Source organism: Enterobacter adelaidei, from assembly GCF_041937165.1.
GTDB classification, from domain to species: domain Bacteria; phylum Pseudomonadota; class Gammaproteobacteria; order Enterobacterales; family Enterobacteriaceae; genus Enterobacter; species Enterobacter adelaidei.
Genome location: NZ_CP154353.1, coordinates 346,137 through 364,671, shown reverse-complemented (window position 1 = coordinate 364,671; position 18,535 = coordinate 346,137). Strand labels below are relative to the sequence as shown.

20 protein-coding genes and 1 pseudogene are annotated in these 18,535 nt (G+C 58.2%); 18 read left to right on the top strand and 3 right to left on the bottom strand.

Features of this window, described 5'->3' with window-relative positions; translation table 11 throughout:
- Position 1 precedes the first annotated feature (1 nt).
- From phnE to phnP, 12 genes and pseudogenes are all read left to right on the top strand, one after another.
- Positions 2-781: a phosphonate ABC transporter, permease protein PhnE gene (phnE, locus tag AAHF05_RS01780; RefSeq protein WP_129324885.1), complete on the top strand. Its 780-nt coding sequence runs from the start codon at positions 2-4 to the stop codon at positions 779-781.
- Positions 782-801: 20 nt separating this feature from the next.
- Positions 802-1,527 carry a phosphonate metabolism transcriptional regulator PhnF gene (phnF, locus tag AAHF05_RS01775; RefSeq protein ID WP_129324893.1) on the top strand — a complete coding sequence of 242 codons (726 nt, stop codon included), beginning with the start codon at positions 802-804 and terminating at the stop codon, positions 1,525-1,527.
- Entirely contained in the window at positions 1,528-1,980 is a 453-nt protein-coding gene (phnG, locus tag AAHF05_RS01770) for a phosphonate C-P lyase system protein PhnG (protein WP_129324884.1), read from the top strand.
- The gene (phnH, locus tag AAHF05_RS01765) at positions 1,977-2,561 is read left to right on the top strand and encodes a phosphonate C-P lyase system protein PhnH (protein ID WP_028017896.1); all 585 of its coding nucleotides are present in this window, start codon (positions 1,977-1,979) and stop codon (positions 2,559-2,561) included. Before phnG ends, phnH begins: the two co-directional genes overlap by 4 nt.
- Positions 2,561-3,625 carry a carbon-phosphorus lyase complex subunit PhnI gene (locus AAHF05_RS01760; protein ID WP_129324883.1) on the top strand — a complete coding sequence of 355 codons (1,065 nt, stop codon included), beginning with the start codon at positions 2,561-2,563 and terminating at the stop codon, positions 3,623-3,625. The genes phnH and AAHF05_RS01760 overlap by 1 nt, the downstream gene beginning before the upstream one ends.
- Positions 3,618-4,463, top strand: coding sequence for an alpha-D-ribose 1-methylphosphonate 5-phosphate C-P-lyase PhnJ (gene phnJ, locus AAHF05_RS01755; protein ID WP_129324882.1), 846 nt, complete (start codon positions 3,618-3,620; stop codon positions 4,461-4,463). The genes AAHF05_RS01760 and phnJ overlap by 8 nt, the downstream gene beginning before the upstream one ends.
- On the top strand, positions 4,460-5,215 hold the full coding sequence (phnK, locus tag AAHF05_RS01750) for a phosphonate C-P lyase system protein PhnK (protein WP_129324881.1): 756 nt from the start codon (positions 4,460-4,462) through the stop codon (positions 5,213-5,215). The genes phnJ and phnK overlap by 4 nt, the downstream gene beginning before the upstream one ends.
- Positions 5,216-5,224: 9 nt before the next feature.
- Positions 5,225-5,905, top strand: coding sequence for a phosphonate C-P lyase system protein PhnL (gene phnL / locus AAHF05_RS01745; RefSeq protein ID WP_129324880.1), 681 nt, complete (start codon positions 5,225-5,227; stop codon positions 5,903-5,905).
- Entirely contained in the window at positions 5,902-7,038 is a 1,137-nt protein-coding gene (gene phnM, locus AAHF05_RS01740; protein WP_028017900.1) for an alpha-D-ribose 1-methylphosphonate 5-triphosphate diphosphatase, read from the top strand. The genes phnL and phnM overlap by 4 nt, the downstream gene beginning before the upstream one ends.
- Positions 7,035-7,586 (top strand): ribose 1,5-bisphosphokinase, encoded by a 552-nt coding sequence (gene phnN, locus AAHF05_RS01735; RefSeq protein WP_028017901.1) that lies wholly within the window; start codon positions 7,035-7,037, stop codon positions 7,584-7,586. Before phnM ends, phnN begins: the two co-directional genes overlap by 4 nt.
- A pseudogene (phnO, locus tag AAHF05_RS01730) lies at positions 7,579-8,010 on the top strand (aminoalkylphosphonate N-acetyltransferase); the annotation flags it as partial. The gene phnN and the pseudogene phnO, both read left to right, overlap by 8 nt.
- Positions 8,011-8,022: 12 nt before the next feature.
- Positions 8,023-8,781, top strand: a complete 759-nt coding sequence (gene phnP / locus AAHF05_RS01725) for a phosphonate metabolism protein PhnP (RefSeq protein WP_129324892.1) — start codon at positions 8,023-8,025, stop codon at positions 8,779-8,781.
- A gap of 45 nt (positions 8,782-8,826) precedes the next feature.
- Here phnP and yjdP read toward each other — a convergent pair whose 3' ends face one another.
- Both yjdP and AAHF05_RS01715 read right to left on the bottom strand, forming a co-directional pair.
- Positions 8,827-9,150 (bottom strand): DDRRRQL repeat protein YjdP, encoded by a 324-nt coding sequence (gene yjdP, locus AAHF05_RS01720; RefSeq protein WP_028017904.1) that lies wholly within the window; start codon positions 9,148-9,150, stop codon positions 8,827-8,829.
- A 69-nt stretch (positions 9,151-9,219) separates the two neighbouring features.
- A complete protein-coding gene (locus AAHF05_RS01715; protein ID WP_129324879.1) occupies positions 9,220-11,502 on the bottom strand; it encodes a hybrid sensor histidine kinase/response regulator in 2,283 nt (760 codons plus the stop codon).
- A 125-nt stretch (positions 11,503-11,627) separates the two neighbouring features.
- On the opposite strand from AAHF05_RS01715, the gene AAHF05_RS01710 reads away from it, so the two are divergent.
- Genes AAHF05_RS01710 through AAHF05_RS01685 form a run of 6 tightly spaced genes read left to right on the top strand, consistent with a single transcriptional unit; the run spans position 11,628 to position 17,723 of the window.
- Positions 11,628-13,148, top strand: coding sequence for a sugar ABC transporter ATP-binding protein (locus AAHF05_RS01710; RefSeq protein ID WP_049007721.1), 1,521 nt, complete (start codon positions 11,628-11,630; stop codon positions 13,146-13,148).
- Positions 13,145-14,140, top strand: coding sequence for a COG4158 family protein (locus AAHF05_RS01705; protein WP_049007722.1), 996 nt, complete (start codon positions 13,145-13,147; stop codon positions 14,138-14,140). Before AAHF05_RS01710 ends, AAHF05_RS01705 begins: the two co-directional genes overlap by 4 nt.
- A gap of 30 nt (positions 14,141-14,170) precedes the next feature.
- Entirely contained in the window at positions 14,171-15,112 is a 942-nt protein-coding gene (locus tag AAHF05_RS01700) for an ABC transporter substrate-binding protein (RefSeq protein WP_049007723.1), read from the top strand.
- A 49-nt stretch (positions 15,113-15,161) separates the two neighbouring features.
- Complete coding sequence (locus AAHF05_RS01695) at positions 15,162-15,848, top strand: D-lyxose/D-mannose family sugar isomerase (protein WP_129324878.1); 687 nt, start codon at positions 15,162-15,164, stop codon at positions 15,846-15,848.
- 10 nt (positions 15,849-15,858) lie between these two features.
- Complete coding sequence (locus AAHF05_RS01690; RefSeq protein WP_129324891.1) at positions 15,859-16,719, top strand: ketose 1,6-bisphosphate aldolase; 861 nt, start codon at positions 15,859-15,861, stop codon at positions 16,717-16,719.
- Complete coding sequence (locus AAHF05_RS01685; protein ID WP_129324877.1) at positions 16,719-17,723, top strand: carbohydrate kinase family protein; 1,005 nt, start codon at positions 16,719-16,721, stop codon at positions 17,721-17,723. The genes AAHF05_RS01690 and AAHF05_RS01685 overlap by 1 nt, the downstream gene beginning before the upstream one ends.
- Here the strand turns inward: AAHF05_RS01685 and AAHF05_RS01680 are convergent.
- A complete protein-coding gene (locus AAHF05_RS01680; RefSeq protein ID WP_028017912.1) occupies positions 17,720-18,451 on the bottom strand; it encodes a response regulator in 732 nt (243 codons plus the stop codon). The two genes, AAHF05_RS01685 and AAHF05_RS01680, sit on opposite strands and share 4 nt — an antisense overlap.
- Between the last annotated feature and the right edge of the window lie 84 nt (positions 18,452-18,535).

Here is an 18,535-nt window from a genome sequence, read left to right as displayed (position 1 = left end):
CATGCAAACCATCACCGTCCCGCCACCAAAGCGCAGCTGGTTCTCGCTCTTTAGCTGGGCCATTCTGCTGGCGGTGCTCGTTATCTCCTGGAAGGGCGCGGAAATGGATCCGCTGCTGCTCTTCAAAGATTCCGGCAACATGGCAACCTTCGCCGCCGACTTCTTCCCGCCGGATTTCAGCCAGTGGCAGGACTATCTCAGCGAAATGGCGGTCACCCTGCAAATCGCCGTCTGGGGTACCGCCTTGGCCGTCATTCTCTCCATTCCGTTTGGCCTGATGAGTGCCGAAAACATCGTGCCGTGGTGGGTGTACCAGCCGGTGCGTCGCCTGATGGACGCCTGCCGCGCCATCAACGAAATGGTCTTCGCCATGCTGTTCGTGGTGGCCGTTGGACTTGGCCCGTTTGCCGGGGTCATGGCGCTGTTCATTCACACCACCGGCGTGCTCTCCAAGCTGCTTTCGGAAGCGGTTGAAGCCATCGAGCCCGGCCCGGTTGAAGGCATTCGTGCAACCGGTGCCAATAAAATCGAAGAAATTCTTTACGGCGTACTACCCCAGGTGATGCCGCTGCTTATCTCCTACTCCCTGTACCGCTTCGAGTCCAACGTCCGTTCCGCCACCGTCGTGGGTATGGTGGGCGCAGGCGGGATTGGCGTCACCCTGTGGGAAGCGATTCGCGGTTTCCAGTTCCAGCAAACCTGCGCCCTGATGGTGCTTATCATCATCACCGTGAGCCTGCTGGATTTCCTCTCTCAACGTTTGCGTAAGCACTTCATCTGAGAAACGAGGCTTTGATGTATATGCACTTATCCAGACATCCGACCAGTTACCCTACCCGCTGGCAAGAAATTGCGGCAAAGCTCGAGGTGGAGCTTCGCACGCACTACCGCTGCGGAGACTACCTGCCCGCCGAACAACAGCTTGCCGATCGCTACGAAGTGAACCGACACACCCTGCGTCGCGCCATTGACCAGCTGGTCGAGCGCGGCTGGGTCCAGCGCCGTCAGGGAATTGGCGTACTGGTACTGATGCGCCCGTTCGACTACCCGCTCAATGCGCAGGCGCGCTTTAGCCAGAACCTGCTCGATCAGGGCAGCCACCCCACCAGCGAAAAGCTGCTGTCGGTGCTGCGCCCGGCATCGAGCCATGTAGCCGATGCGCTGGGTATTCATGAGGGTGATAACGTGGTGCACCTGCGCACGCTGCGCCGGGTTAACGGCGTGGCGGTCTGCCAGATAGACCACTACTTCGCCGACCTGAGCCTCTGGCCTGTGCTGCAACATTTCACCAGCGGTTCACTACATGACTTCCTGCGTGATGCCACCGGTATTGCACTCAGGCGTACCCAAACTCGCATCAGCGCCCGCCGCGCGCAGGCCAAAGAGAGCAAAGTGCTGGAAATCCCCAACATGGCCCCGCTGCTCTGCGTGCGCACCCTTAACCACCGTGACGGTGAAGTCGACGCGACGGAATACTCCGTCAGCCTGACCCGCGCCGACATGATCGAATTCACCATGGAGCACTGAATGCACTTTGATACCACCACCCGTCAGCGCTGGATGGGCGTGCTGGCCCACTGTCAGCCTGCCGTTCTGCACAGCCGCATGAAGGCGCTTGGCCTGACGCCGGACTACGACACTATTCGCCCGCCGGAAATCGGCCTGGTACAGATCCAGGCGCGCATGGGAGGTACCGGTGAGCGCTTCTTCGCGGGTGATGCCACCCTTACCCGTGCCGTGATCCGCCTGAACAGCGGCACGCTGGGCTACGGCTACGTGCTCGGTCGCGATAAACAGCATGCCGAACATTGCGCAGTGATAGACGCGCTTTTGCAGGAACAACCTTATTTCCAGACGTTAATGGAAACCCTTATCGCCCCTCTGGAAGCCGACCGCGCCGCACGCCTTGCCGCACGTCAGGCCGAAGTGAACACCAGCCGGGTCGACTTCTTTACGCTCGTTCGCGGAGATAACGCATGACGCTTCAACCCGCTTTTACCCTTGCCGTCCAGGATGCCCAACAGAGTTTTCGTCGCCTGCTGAAAGCCATGAGCGAGCCCGGCGTGATTGTCTCGCTGCACCAGCTTTCTCAGGGCTGGCTGCCGCTAAACCTGGCGACCACCAGCGTACTGCTGACCCTTGCCGACAACGATACTCCGGTGTGGCTCTCAGGCGCGCTTTCGAATGATATTGCCAGCCAGAACCTGCGTTTTCACACCAACGCTCCACTGGTTGAACAGCCCCGACAGGCCGTGTTTGCCGTGGCCGATGAACAAATCAGCCACGAGCAGCTCAACGCCCTGAGCGAAGGCAGTGCCGTCGCTCCGGAAACCAGCGCCACGCTGATTTTGCAGGTCTCCAGCCTGAGCGGCGGCCGCATGCTGCGCCTGACCGGTGCTGGCATCGCTGACGAACGAATGGTCGCGCCACAGCTGCCGGATTGCATCATTCATGAGCTGACCGAACGTCCCCACCCGTTCCCGCTGGGTATCGACCTGATCCTGACCTGCGGTGAACGCCTGCTGGCAATACCGCGAACCACTCACGTGGAGGTATGCTGATGTACGTTGCCGTCAAAGGGGGCGAAAAAGCTATCGCCGCCGCCCATGCGCTGCAGGCGCACAGACGACGGGGTGATGAGCAGCTTCCTGAGCTGAGCGTTGCCCAGATAGAGCAGCAGTTAAACCTCGCCGTCGACCGTGTCATGACCGAAGGCGGCATCGCTGACCGCGAGCTGGCGGCGCTGGCGTTAAAACAGGCCAGCGGTGACAACGTCGAAGCCATCTTTCTGTTACGCGCGTATCGCACCACGCTTGCCAGACTGGCGGTGAGTGAGCCCGTTAACACTGCTGAGATGCGCCTGGAACGCCGCATTTCGGCCGTTTATAAAGACATCCCTGGCGGTCAACTGCTCGGCCCCACCTACGACTACACCCATCGCCTGCTGGATTTCACGCTGCTGGCAAACGGTGAAACGCCTTCCCTGAGCACGGCCGAGCCGCAGCAAGATGCCTCCCCGCACGTCTTTAGCCTGCTGGCGCATCAGGGGCTGGCAAAAGCCGAAGAAGACACCGGCAGCACGCCAGACGACATCACCCGCACACCGCCGGTTTATCCGTGCTCACGCTCGTCGCGCCTTCAGCAGTTGATGCGCGGCGACGAAGGTTATCTGCTGGCGCTGGCCTACTCGACACAGCGCGGTTACGGGCGTAACCACCCGTTTGCAGCAGAAATTCGTAGCGGCTTCATTGACGTTGAAATTGTGCCTGAAGAGCTGGGTTTTGCCGTGAACATCGGCGAACTGCTCGTGACGGAATGCGAAATGGTCAACGGCTTTGTCGCTCCGGAAGACGAAGCGCCACACTTTACCCGGGGTTACGGGCTGGCGTTCGGTATGAGTGAGCGTAAAGCGATGGCAATGGCGCTGGTCGACCGCGCGCTGCAGGCCCCGGATTACGGTGAACACATCTCCGGCCCGGCACAGGACGAAGAGTTCGTGCTGGCCCATGCGGATAACGTTGAGGCCGCAGGCTTTGTCTCGCACCTCAAGCTGCCGCACTACGTTGATTTCCAGGCCGAACTGGAACTACTGAAACGCCTGCAACGGGAGCGCGAAAATGACTAACTTAAGCGGCTACAATTTTGCTTATCTGGATGAGCAAACCAAACGTATGATCCGCCGCGCTATCCTGAAAGCGGTGGCAATCCCGGGCTATCAGGTGCCGTTCGGCGGCCGCGAAATGCCGATGCCCTACGGCTGGGGCACCGGCGGTATTCAGCTTACCGCCAGCGTGATTGGGGAAGCGGATGTGCTGAAGGTCATCGACCAGGGGGCGGACGACACCACCAACGCCGTGTCGATTCGTAACTTCTTCAGGCGCGTGACGGGTGTTAACACCACCGAAAAAACCGAAGATGCCACGCTGATCCAGACCCGTCACCGCATTCCAGAAACGCCACTCACCGAAGATCAAATCCTGATTTTTCAGGTCCCTATCCCTGAGCCGCTGCGCTTTATTGAGCCGCGTGAAACCGAAACCCGCACCATGCACGCCCTGGAAGAGTACGGCATCATGCAGGTGAAGCTGTATGAAGATATCGCCCGTTTCGGCCATATCGCCACCACCTACGCCTATCCGGTGAAAGTCAACGGTCGCTACGTGATGGACCCGTCGCCAATCCCGAAATTCGATAACCCGAAGATGGACATGATGCCTGCGCTGCAGCTATTCGGTGCCGGGCGTGAAAAGCGCATCTACGCCGTGCCACCCTACACCCGTGTGGAGAGTCTCGACTTCGATGACCACCCGTTTACGGTGCAGGAGTGGGATGAGCCGTGCGCCATCTGCGGTTCGAAACACAGCTATCTGGATGAAGTGGTGCTGGATGACACGGGCAAACGGATGTTTGTCTGCTCCGACACCGATTACTGCCGCCAACAGAGCGAGGCGAACAGCCTATGAAACCGCTGCTTTCGGTTAACAACCTGACCCACCTTTATGCGCCGGGCAAAGGCTTCAGCGACGTCTCGTTTGAGCTGTGGCCGGGGGAAGTGCTGGGGATCGTCGGCGAGTCCGGTTCAGGCAAAACGACGCTGCTTAAATCCATCTCTGCGCGCCTGACGCCGCAGAATGGCGACATTTTGTATGAAGGAGCATCCCTGTACGGCATGAGTGAAGCCGAGCGCCGCCGACTGCTGCGCACCGAGTGGGGTGTGGTGCATCAGCACCCGATGGACGGTCTGCGCCATCAGGTCTCTGCGGGAGGCAACATCGGCGAACGCTTGATGGCCACCGGCGCGCGCCATTACGGCAATATCCGCACCACGGCGCAACACTGGCTGGAAGAAGTTGAAATCCCTGCCTCGCGTATCGACGACCTGCCGACTACTTTCTCGGGCGGCATGCAGCAACGTCTGCAAATCGCCCGCAACCTGGTCACACACCCGAAGCTGGTGTTTATGGATGAACCCACCGGTGGGCTGGACGTCTCCGTGCAGGCGCGTCTGCTCGATCTACTGCGCGGCCTGGTGGTAGAGCTGAACCTTGCGGTGGTGATTGTCACCCACGATCTGGGGGTGGCGCGCCTGCTGGCAGACCGTTTGCTGGTAATGAAACAGGGTCAGGTGGTGGAAAGTGGGCTTACCGACCGGGTGCTTGACGATCCCCACCATCCGTACACCCAGCTGCTGGTGTCGTCGGTATTGCAGAATTAAGAGGCCAACATGATCCGCGTGCAAAACGTAAGTAAAACCTTTGTGCTCCATCAGCAAAACGGCGTGCGCCTGCCGGTGCTGCAAAATGCTTCACTTGAGGTCAGCAAGGGCGAATGTGTGGTCCTGCACGGCCATTCCGGCAGCGGAAAATCCACCCTGCTGCGCTCCCTGTATGCCAACTATCTGCCGGACGAAGGCCATATTCACATCCGCCACGGCGATGAGTGGGTCGATCTGGTTCAGGCACCCGCACGGAAAGTGCTGGAAGTCCGCCGCTCAACGATCGGCTGGGTGAGCCAGTTTCTGCGGGTGATCCCGCGGATCTCCGCCCTGGACGTGGTGATGCAGCCGCTTCTGGATCTTGGCATGCCGCGCGAAACTTGCGCCGCCAAAGCCGCCAGCCTGCTGACGCGCCTGAACGTCCCTGAGCGCTTGTGGCACCTTGCGCCATCGACCTTTTCCGGCGGCGAGCAACAGCGCGTGAACATTGCGCGCGGGTTTATCGTCGATTACCCGATTTTACTGCTCGATGAACCCACCGCCTCGCTCGACAGCAAAAACAGCGCGGCGGTGGTGGAGCTGATCGAACAGGCTAAAGAACGCGGCGCGGCGATCGTCGGGATCTTCCACGACGATACTGTTCGCACCCATGTCGCAGACAGGCTACATCCAATGGGGACCCACGCATGATTATCAATAACGTCAAGCTGGTGTTGGAAAATGAAGTGGTTGGCGGCTCCATTGAGATCCAGGACGGGGTGATCCGCGCGTTCGCCGAAACCCTGAGTCGCTCCCCAGAAGCCATGGACGGCGAAGGCGGCTGGCTGCTGCCAGGGCTGATCGAGCTGCATACCGATAATCTGGATAAGTTCTTCACCCCGCGCCCGAAAGTGGACTGGCCCGCCCATTCGGCGATGAGCAGCCACGACGCGCTGATGGTCGCCAGCGGCATCACCACCGTACTGGATGCGGTAGCGATTGGTGACGTGCGCGACGGAGGCGATCGTCTGGAAAATCTGGAGAAGATGATTAACGCCGTGGAAGAGACGCAAAAACGTGGTCTCAACCGCGCCGAGCACCGCCTGCATCTACGCTGCGAACTGCCGCATCACACCACCCTGCCGCTGTTTGAAAAGCTGGTCGGTCGTGAGCCGGTCTCGCTGGTGTCACTGATGGACCACTCCCCAGGGCAGCGCCAGTTCGCCAATATTGAGAAATATCGCGAATACTACCAGGGCAAGTATTCTCTCACCGATGCCGAGATGGCCCGCTACGAAGATGAGCAGCTGGCGCTGGCAGCACAGTGGTCGCAGCCGAATCGCCTCTCCATTGCTGCGATGTGCCGGGACCGCAACATCGCGCTGGCCAGCCATGATGACGCCACCCATGAACATGTACTCGAATCTCATCAGCTTGGTAGCGTGATCGCCGAATTTCCCACCACATTTGAAGCAGCTGAAGCCTCCCGTAAGCACGGCATGAACGTGCTAATGGGCGCGCCGAACATTGTGCGCGGCGGCTCGCATTCCGGCAACGTGGCGGCAAGCAAGCTCGCCTCACTTGATCTACTCGATATCCTCTCCTCCGATTACTACCCCGCCAGCCTGCTGGATGCGGCATTCCGGGTGGCGGACGACGAGGGCAACAGATTCACGCTGCCGCAGGCCATTCGTCTGGTGACGAAAAACCCGGCATCGGCGCTGAATCTTCAGGATCGTGGAGAGATCGCCGAAGGTAAACGGGCGGATCTGGTGCTGGCCCACCGTAAAGGTGAGCATATCCATATCGACCACGTCTGGCGTCAGGGAAAACGGGTATTCTGATGGGAAGACTAATCTGGCTAATGGGGCCGTCCGGCTCCGGTAAGGACAGCCTGCTGTCCGCGTTAAGGCAGCGGGAACACCCGCAACTGCTGGTCGCACACCGCTATATTACCCGCGCGGCGAATGCCGGCAGTGAAAATCATATTGCCCTGAGCGAGCAGGAGTTTTTCACCCGCGCGGGGCAAAACTTGCTGGCGCTTAGCTGGCACGCCAACGGTTATTACTACGGGGTTGGTATCGAGATAGACCTGTGGCTACACGCGGGTTTCGACGTGCTGGTCAACGGTTCGCGTGCACACCTTCAACAAGCGCGCGCCCGATATGAAGCCGCCCTGCTGCCGGTCTGCCTGCAGGTTTCCCCCGATGTCCTGCGTAGCCGGTTGCAGAGCCGGGGGCGCGAATCAGCCCGTGAGATAGACCAGCGGCTTGAGCGCGCGGCGCGTTATACCCCGTCGGAATGTCATATCCTCAATAATGACGGAAGTTTGCTACAGTCTGTCGATACCTTTTTATCGCTGATCCGTCAGAAGGAGAAACAGCATGCCTGACAGCCAGCTTCGCCCCGCCACCGCCGACGATGCGGCGATGGTTTACGCTCTCATCTGCGAGCTAAAACAGGCTGAGTTCGATCATATGGCCTTTCACACCGGTTATCTTGCCAATCTACAGGACCACAATATGCGTTATCAGCTTGCCGAGCTGGACGGACAGGTCGTCGGCATGATTGGCCTGCATATGCAGTTTCACCTGCATCACGCACGCTGGATTGGTGAAATCCAGGAGCTGGTGGTGATGCCGCAGGCGCGTGGTCACAAAGTGGGGAGCCAACTCCTGGCGTGGGCAGAAGACGTCGCACGTCAGGCGGGAGCGGAGTTAACCGAGCTTTCCACCAGCGTAAAACGCGTGGATGCACACCGTTTTTATATCCGTGAAGGTTACACACAGAGTCATTTTCGATTCACCAAACCGCTGTTGAGGTATGCGATGAGTCTGACGATCACGTTAACCGGCACCGGCGGTGCCCAGCTGGTTCCGGTATTTGGCTGCGACTGCGCGGCGTGTCGCCGGGCGCGTTTGCAGGATAGCTATCGCCGTCGTCCGTGCAGCGCGGTGGTCAAATTCAATGAAGCCATAACCTTGCTGGATGCGGGTATTCCGCATCTGATGGACGACTGGCCGGCAGGCAGCTTCCAGCAGTTTTTGCTCACGCATTACCATATGGATCACGTTCAGGGGTTATTCCCGCTGCGCTGGGGAGTGGGGGCGACCATTCCTGTCTATGGTCCACCGGACGACGTGGGCTGTGACGACTTGTTCAGGCACCCGGGGCTCCTGGACTTCAGCCATACAGTGGAACCGTTTGTGATGTTTGAGCTACAGGGGATGCGGGTCACGCCGTTGCCGCTCAACCACTCGAAACTAACCTTCGGGTATTTGCTGGAATCGGCCCACAGCCGCGTGGCCTGGCTGTCCGACACCGCCGGGCTGCCGGATAAAACGGTGAAGTTCCTGCTTAACAACCGGCCACAGGCGATGATTATCGACTGCAGCCACGAACCGCGCGATGAAACGCCGCGAAACCATTGCGACTTAAATACCGTAATTGCATTAAACGAGACGGTTGGCTGCCCGCAAGTGATCCTGACGCACATCAGCCATCAGTTTGACGTGTGGATGATGAATAATCCGCTTCCGGAAGGGTTTGAAGCGGGGTATGACGGGATGTTGTTGGCGCTGGATTAGTTTTTCACCTTCTCGCCTGGAGAGGGTGAGGGCAACAGGCCGCACTTACCCTCGGTCGTAATCGTCTTCTAACCTGCGCTCATCCTCTTCTAACCGACGGCGATCGTCATCCAACTGACGCTGACGCTCGTCTAAACGGCGGCGTCTGTCTTCAAGCTGCCGACGACGGTCGTCGTACTGTCGACTGTCGATCTGACGGCTGCGGTCATAACGTTCGTCGTCATCGCTGCTTCGGCTACTGCTGGGGTTATAGGCGTCATTGATCGCCTGCTGAATATTGCCAATGGCATCATCAACAATATCGGCGTGAGCCAGTTGGCTGGTGAGTGACAGCAGACCAAATAACAGAGCAGTTGAGTAACGTTTCATAAGGCCAATCTCGCAGGTGGGCTGGCTTTACAGTAATAAACGGCAAACGAGAGAGGTAGCGGAGGAATCTCAAATTGCCATCACCTTCCGCAGCGCCTGCGCCAGCTGCACCCGCGTAAATGGCTTGCGCAGTAACGCCACGTCCGGCAGCTGTGGATTGTGCGCCGGACGTAAATCCTGGCCGCTAATCAGCAACACCGGCAACTGAGGGAAGTGGCTGCGCACATGGCCGATCACTTCGGCACCGCTCAGGTTGCCTGGCAGCATTAAGTCGCTGATAAGCATGCCAATATCTGGTGAAACTTCCAGCATTCTCAACGCCTGCTCACCGTTCTCCGCCTCCAGCGTCAGATAGCCAAGCTGGTGCAGCTGCTCGCACAGGGTCTGACGAACATCCGCCTCATCTTCCAGCACCAGCACCAGCCGCTCGCTATCACCGGCGGCGGTGGCAGAGAGCACTTCATCCTCAGACATAACGGGCAGCATCGAGCGCGGGAGGTGAAGCCGAACGGTCGTCCCCTGCCCTGGCGCGCTTTCAATCTCCACGCGACCACCTGACTGGCGGACAAAGCCGTAGACCATCGACAGACCTAACCCACTCCCGCTTCCGGTCTGCTTAGTGGTGAAGAACGGTTCAAAGACCCTGGATTTCACCTCCTGCGACATACCACTGCCGCGGTCAATCACCTCCAGCGCCACCATATCCTGCCTGCGCCCGTCGCTACGGGTGACGCGCTGATTCCAGGTACGGATCTTAATCACCCCGCTTTGCCCTTCCATCGCATCGCGGGCATTCATCACCAGATTGATAATGGCGTTCTCCAGCTGGCTGACGTCTATCCATGCGGGCCAGGCGGGGGATTGCGCTTCAATCTCCAGCGTCAGGGTCGCAGGCAAGGAGTGGAGCATGAGTTCCCTGAGGTTTTCCAGCAGCGGTTTCATCTCGACCGCGTGCGGCGTCAGGGATTGCTTACGGGAAAACGCCAGCAGACGCTGGGTGAGGAGTGCACCGCGTTCGGCAGCCTTCAGTGCCCGGGTGATACGCGACGCATCTTTTGATTCCGGATCGGTAAGCTCAAGACTGCCGATGATCACCGCCAGCAGGTTATTAAAATCATGCGCCAGCCCACCCGTCAGTTGTCCAACGGCTTTCATCTTCTGGCTGTGCAGCAGTGCCTCTTCCAGCCCCTGACGCTCAATGCGGTCGATCTCCATCTGCGTGGTTTTCTCTTTCAGCAGACGCGTGGTGTGCTCTAGTGAGGCGGTGTTGCGGGCAAAAACGTTAAACGCACGCGCCAGCTCACCCAGCTCATCACGCCGCTGGAGGGCGGGAACGGACACATCCTGTTCGCCGTGAGCAAGACGCGACATCGCCCGGGAAATGGCCGTCAGGTTTGAGGCCAGATTGCGATAGATATACCAGCAGGCGCATCCGGTGATGATCAGCGCCAGCACGGCGAAAATGCTGATAAATACGCTGATAGATTGCAATTCGTGATGGCTCTGGGCCGTGCGAAGCCGGGAGGCTTGCGCCACCTGTTCGACGTACTGATTAATATCACTGTTGAGGATCGCTACCAGCGCCTTGATGTGGAACATATACCAGCTTATCGCCAGATCGCTTTCTTCCAGTTGCTTCGACAGCGGCGCGAGCTTACGCAGTTCGTCGTTAAAATCGGGCAGGACACCATTCACCACCGGCTGCGCCGCACTCCGCGGCAGCGTTGCCGTCACCGCATCCAGCTGCTGCACCGTGGCGCGCGGCGAGGGGGTGTCGATAGCGGCGATAATCAGCCTGTCCATCTCCATTAGCTGCTGTGCATCCGGGATATTACTGTCGTAACGACGATTGATATCCTGCAAATGCCGTAAGTAGCTCTGACTCTGATACAGCGAGCTCAGCAGCGCATTACGTTCCAGATGGCGTCGCTGCCCGCGTTCAAGCATCTCCGTCACGCTCTGCTGTAATTCATTGCTTCTCTGAATAATTCGCGCCACCAGCGCCGGTTCCTGCTGCGCCAGTGGCGCATCAGCAAGCTGCTCCAGCGAGTGACGCAGTGCCATTTGCGTCTGCTTCAACCGGTCAGCTTCGCCTTTATATTCCAGCGCCCCTACGACTTGCGAAAGCCTCACCGCCGCCGTTGCCACGCTGGCGGTATCCCGTGCGAGATTCATACTGCCGGTCATGTCATCCAGCGTTTGCTGTTGAACCTGCTCCTGAATCTGGCTGGCGTGACGGAAGCCGAGCACCGCCACACCGCTGACCATGAGCGTCACGGCGACCACCAGCAGATTGAAAATCAGCAGGCGACCACGGGCGCTGGCAAAAAACGGGGGGCGGTGTGATGGCATGTTAGCTCCGTAACTGTGATCGACATTAGCTATTCATAACTATGACAAATATGAACGGCTTCTGACATTTTGCATTTACGCACCTGTGATGAAGTGCAGATATCGACATTCACAGGAGATCCGCCATGAGCAGAACCCCGGTATTAGAGATGCGTCACATTGCCAAGACGTTTGGCAATTTCCACGCGCTCAAGGGTGTGGATTTGACGGTCTTCCCCGGTGAGATCCACGCGCTGATGGGTGAAAACGGCGCGGGAAAAAGCACGCTGATGAAGATCCTCGCGGGAGCCTATACCGCCACCAGCGGTGAGATCCTGATCGACGGTCAGCCGTTTCACATCAAGGGGCCAAAAGATGCGCTGGCCGCAGGCATTACCCTGATTTATCAGGAGATGCAGCTGGCACCCAATCTGACCGTCGCCGAAAACATCTTCCTCGGCAGCGAGCTGTCTCGGGGCGGGCTAGTACAGCGTAAAGAGATGGCTGCCCAGGCGCAGGCAGTGATTGAGCGCCTTGGCGCACATTTTAACGCCACCGACCTGGTGATGAAGCTGACCATTGCCGAGCAGCAGCAGGTGGAAATTGCCCGCGCATTGCACCGCAACAGCCGAATTCTGGTGATGGATGAACCCACCGCGGCCCTCTCCTCACGAGAAACCCATCGCCTGTTTGAGCTGATTTTGCGCCTGCGCGATGAAGGAATGGCCATCATCTATATCAGCCATCGGATGGCGGAAGTGTACGAACTTTCAGACCGCGTCAGCGTTCTGCGTGACGGGCAGTACGTCGGCAGCCTGACCCGCGACAAACTGAACGCCTCTGAGCTGGTGAAGATGATGGTCGGTCGTCCCTTAAGCGATCTGTTTAACAAAGAACGGGATATTCCACTCGGCAGCCCGCGTCTCAACGTTCACCACCTCACCGACGGTAAAAAAGTACAGCCTTGCAGCCTGCAGGTACGTTCAGGGGAGATTGTCGGTCTGGCGGGCCTGGTGGGGGCCGGCCGCTCCGAGCTGGCACAGCTCATCTTCGGCGCGCGCAAAGCCACAGGCGGCATGATTGAAGTTGATGGCGAGCCGGTAGTGATCCACTCCCCGCGTGCGGCAATTGAAAACGGGATCGGTTTTCTCACTGAAAACCGCAAGGAACAGGGGTTGTTCCTCGAACTGGCGGCGCAGGAGAACATCACCATGGCCACGCTGGAGCGCGACGCAACCTTCGGCATGCTTAACCGCAAAAAAGCACAGTCCATTTCCGATGACGCCATCGCCCTGCTTAACATCCGCGTGCCCCATTCTCAGGTGCGCGCAGGTGGGCTATCAGGCGGTAACCAGCAAAAACTGCTGATCTCCCGCTGGGTAGCAATCGGCCCGCGCATTCTGATTCTGGACGAACCGACGCGCGGCGTGGACGTCGGCGCGAAAAGTGAGATCTACCGCATCATGAACCAGATGGCGCGCAAGGGCGTGGCGATTTTGATGATCTCCAGCGAACTGCCGGAAGTGGTGGGCATGAGTGACCGGGTGTACGTCATGCGTGAAGGCAGCATTGCGGGTGAACTCCACGGGCGCGACATCTCTCAGGAAAACATTATGACGCTGGCAACCGGCGTGAACGACACTCATCATCAGGCGGTGCAATCATGACAACTCCTACCCATCCGCAGCAGGTGGCGAAATCCGCCTCCGCCAAAAAAATGCTGATGAGCGATCTGATGCAAACGGTCGGTATTTTGCCGATTTTAATCCTGATTGTGGCGGTATTTGGTTTTATCGCCCCTAACTTCTTCACCGAGAGCAATCTGCTCAACATTACCCGTCAGGCCTCGATCAACATTGTGCTGGCGGCAGGGATGACATTCATCATCTTAACCGGCGGTATTGACCTCTCCGTGGGCTCGATTCTGGGCACCACGGCGGTAGCGGCGATGGTGGTCTCGCTTATCCCTGAATTTGCGATGCTCTCCATTCCGGCCGCGCTGATGCTCGGCATGGTGCTGGGCCTGTTCAACGGTGCGCTGGTGGCCTTTGCCGGGTTGCCGCCCTTTATCGTAACGCTCGGGACCTATACCGCGCTGCGCGGCGCGGCCTATCTTCTGGCCGACGGCACAACGGTCATTAACTCAAACATCAATTTTGAGTGGATCGGTAATAACTATCTCGGCCCCATTCCCTGGCTGGTGGTGATCGCCCTGGCAGTGATTGCGGTGTGCTGGTTTATCCTGCGCCGCACCACACTTGGGGTTCACATATATGCGGTCGGCGGCAACATGCAGGCGGCACGACTGACCGGTATTAAAGTCTGGATGGTGCTGCTGTTTGTATACGGCATGAGCGGTCTGCTCTCTGGCCTGGGCGGGATCATGAGCGCATCGCGACTTTACAGCGCCAACGGCAATCTGGGCATGGGTTACGAGCTGGATGCAATTGCGGCAGTGATCCTCGGTGGTACCAGCTTCGTCGGCGGGATCGGCACGATCACCGGCACGCTGGTAGGTGCGCTGATCATCGCCACCCTCAACAACGGCATGACGCTAATGGGCGTCTCCTACTTCTGGCAACTGGTGATCAAAGGGGCGGTGATCATCATTGCGGTGCTGATCGACAAATACCGTACCCGACACCATCAAAGTGCATAACAACAATACCCTACAAGCGAGGAAGAAAAGATGCGTTTGAAACCGTTAGTGACCGCGCTCTGTGCTGGCGCACTGCTTGCCGCAACGCCGTTTGCGCAGGCGAAAGATTTGAAGTCCATCGGTGTGACGGTGGGTGACCTGGCTAACCCGTTCTTCGTGCAGATCACCAAAGGTGCCGAGCTGGAAGCGCGCAAACTGGCGGGGGATAACGTTAAAGTCACGCTGGTCTCCAGCGGTTACGATCTGGGTCAGCAGGTGGCGCAGATCGACAACTTTATTGCCGCCAAAGTAGACATGATCATCCTTAACGCGGCGGACTCCAAAGGTATCGGCCCGGCGGTAAAACGCGCGAAGGACGCCGGGATCGTGGTGGTCGCGGTTGACGTGGCAGCGGAAGGGGCAGATGCCACCATCACCTCCGATAACACCCAGGCAGGCGAAATGGCCTGTAAGTACATAACCGACCGCCTGAAAGGTAAAGGCAATGTGGTGATCATCAACGGGCCACCGGTGTCTGCGGTACAGAACCGCGTGGAAGGTTGTCAGACAGAATTCAAAAAACATCCGGATATCAAGGTGCTCTCAGATAACCAGAACGCCAAAGGCAGCCGTGAGGGTGGGCTGGAAGTGATGACCTCCTTACTGGCCGCCAATCCGAAGATCGACGGCGTGTTCGCGATTAACGATCCCACCGCGATCGGTGCCGATCTGGCAGCCAAACAGGCACAACGCAGCGAGTTCTTTATCGTTGGCGTGGATGGTAGCCCGGACGGTGAAGAAGCGCTGAAGCGGGAAAACTCCCTGTTTGTGGCGACCCCAGCGCAAGATCCGCAGGTGATGGCGGCAAAAGCGGTGGAGATCGGCTATGACATATTACAGGGCAAGCCTGCACCGAAAGCGCCTGTGCTGATCCCGGTGACGATGATCGATAAAAAGAATGTCGGAACCTATAAGGGATGGACGGTTAAGTAACCCTTTTCCCTCTCCCATTGGGAGAGGGAACTGTTTTCAAGGAGTCCCCATGAAACGCTCCGACATCAACGAAATCCTCGGCCACACGCGGCAGTTTTTCTCCATGCACGATGTGCACCTCCCCCCTTTTGCCAGCTTTCCGCCAACAAAATGGCAGCAGCTTGACCAGGCCGCATGGCAGGAAGTGTTCGACCTCAGGCTCGGCTGGGACGTGACGGCATTCGGTGGCAACAATTTTGCCGCCCAGGGCCTGACGCTGTTTACTCTGCGCAATGGCTCCCCCAACGGGGTACCGTATGAAAAATGCTACGCAGAAAAAATCATGCACGTGCGAGACGGCCAGGTCACGCCGATGCATTTCCACTGGCGCAAGCGGGAAGACATCATCAACCGGGGCGGCGGAAATCTGATCATAGAGTTGTGGAATGCCGGAGGGCATGAAGAGACCGAAAATACCGATGTGACGGTCACCGTCGACGGCTGTCGACAGACCCACGCGCCCGGTAGCCAGTTGCGCCTCACACCAGGGGAAAGCATCTGTCTCACGCCCGGCCTGTACCACAGTTTCTGGGGCGAACGCGGGTTTGGCGACGTTCTGGTGGGCGAAGTGTCATCCGTGAACGATGACGAACACGATAACCATTTTCTGCAGCCCATCGCGCGCTACAACAGTATTGAAGAAGACGAACCGGCGGTACTGGTGTTGTGCAACGAGTACAGCCTGTTTCGGATATAAGGAGTGAATGATGCCATTGATTTCTCTTGCCGACGGTCTTGAGCACGCCAGAGAGCACCGCTACGCACTGGGTGCGTTTAACGTACTCGACTCCCATTTCCTGCGTGCGTTGTTTGCCGCCGCCAGGCAGGAACGATCGCCGTTTATTATTAACATCGCCGAAGTGCATTTTAAGTACGTGTCGCTGGATTCGCTTGTCGAAGCGGTGAAGTTCGAGGCCGCTCGCCACGATATTCCCGTGGTCCTCAACCTCGACCACGGTCTGCACTTCGAGGCAGTGGTGCGCGCTCTGCGTTTAGGGTTCAGTTCGGTGATGTTCGACGGCTCCGCGTTGAGTTACGAGGAAAACATTCGCCAGACGCGGGAAGTCGTGAAGATGTGCCACGCGGTGGGGGTGTCGGTGGAGGCTGAGTTGGGCGCGGTTGGCGGTGACGAAGGCGGCGCGTTGTATGGGCATGCGGATGAAGCCTTTTTTACCGATCCGCAACTGGCGCGCGAATTTGTCGATCTGACGGGTATTGATGCCCTGGCCGTCGCCATTGGTAATGCACACGGCAAATACAAAGGCGAGCCGAAACTCGATTTTCCGCGCCTGGATGCAATTCGCCAGCAGACGGGTCTGCCGCTGGTGCTGCATGGAGGTTCCGGGATTAGCGATGCCGATTTTCGTCGCGCCATCGAACTGGGCATTCATAAAATCAATTTCTACACCGGGATGTCGCAAGCGGCTCTGTCCGCCGTTGAGCAGCGTATGGCAAAACGCCAGCCACTTTATGACGAGTTTGCCGAACTGTTGCTGGGTATAGAAGAGGCGATTTCCGATACGGTCGCAGAACAGATGCGCATCTTTGGCAGCGCGGGGCAGGCATAATGGAACGCAAAGGGATTATCGCTGCGGGCAATATGCTGGTGGATCACGTCCATCAGATCGTGCAATGGCCAGAACGCGGCTGGCTGGCAGAAATTACCCACAGCGAACGTTCCACCGGCGGCGCACCGCTCAACGTTCTGCTGACGCTGGCGAAAATGCACGTTGGCCTGCCGCTGCAGGCCGTGGGACTGATTGGTGAAGATAGCGACGGGGACTACATTCTGGCAATGCTCGACCAGTACCACGTCAACCGTCAGCGCGTACAGCGCACCACCTTTGCACCGACCTCCATGTCGCAGGTCATGACCGATCCCAGCGGACAGCGCACCTTTTTCCACTCGCCAGGGGCAAACCGTCTGCTGGATCTTCCAGCCTTCGATCGTTTAGACGGATCGATGAAGATCTTCCATCTCGGTTATTTGCTGTTGCTCGACAGCCTGGACATGCCCGATGACGAGTTTGGCACCCGTAGCGCGCGGCTGCTGGCGCAAATGCGCGAGCAGGGGTATGAAACGTCGCTCGATCTGGTGTCCCGCAAGGGCGACCCGCGCTACCAGCCACTGGTGCTCCCTGCCCTTCGCCATCTCGATTATCTGGTGATTAATGAGCTGGAAGCCGGAGAGTTTAGCGGGCTGGAGATGCGTGACGAGCATGATGCACTGCACATTATCCATATTGCCCAGGCCGCTTCTCAACTGCTGGCATCTGGCGTTCGTCAGCGCGTGGTGATCCACTGCCCGGAAGGCGCATGGGGTGAAGCGCCGGGTGAGCAAGGCCGCTGGATCCCGTCATGGTTGCTGGAACAGGAACAGATCATCGGCAGCGTTGGCGCGGGAGATGCCTTTTGTGCGGGCTTTTTATACGGCTGCCATGAATCGTTGTCGCTAACGGACAGTATTTATCTGGCACACGCCTGCGCGCGGGCAAGCCTGCTGGCCGCCAATGCGATTGACGGCGCGAAAACGCTGGCCGAGCTGCAGCTGTTTATTAAAGAGAATACTTAGGCCGCTTTTTCGCTGTGAGAGACGTCGGTGGCAAAAACGTAGCCCAGTCCACGGATGGTTTTAATGAGTGCAGGCTGGTGCGGATTGGCCTCGATTTTCCGTCGCAGGCGCATGATTAACACATCAATAGTGCGGTCAAAGACCTCGGCGCTTTCGCTGTGGGTCAACTCAAGCAGTTGATCACGGCTCAGTACCCGGCGAGCATTTTGCGTAAGTGCCAGCAGCAAGCCGTACTCGCCCTGCGTTAAGGGCACGGTGTTACGGTTAGGATCGCTCAGTTCACAGCGCGCGGTATCCAGCGTCCAGCCGTTAAAGGTAATCCCCTCTACACTCGGCACGGGAACGTCTGCGGCCAGCACGCCCGTTCGACGCAGCACGGCTTTAACGCGGGCGACTACAACACGCGGGTTAAACGGCTTGCCAATATAATCGTCGGCCCCCATCTCCAGCCCCACCACCACGTCTGACTCACTGCCCAGCCCGGTTAACATGACCACCGGTAGCGCCGGACGCTGCTTTTGCAGCTGCAGCAAAACCTGCAGACCGTTGATATCCGGCAGCATCATATCCAGCAGAACCAGGGCAATATTCGGCTCCTGATGAACACGGTTCAGGGCATCCTGGCCGTTATGGCAGACCAGCACACTAAAGACGTGCTCACTCAGCACATCCTGAAGCAGTTCGCAGACTGCAATATCGTCATCAACCACCAGAATCGCCGGTTTCATCGCATGCTTCCGTCAGGGGATTATGTTAAGTCTGAACCATTCTGCCGTCGGCTCCAGTCAAATAGTTTTTTCAGTCACGAAAAT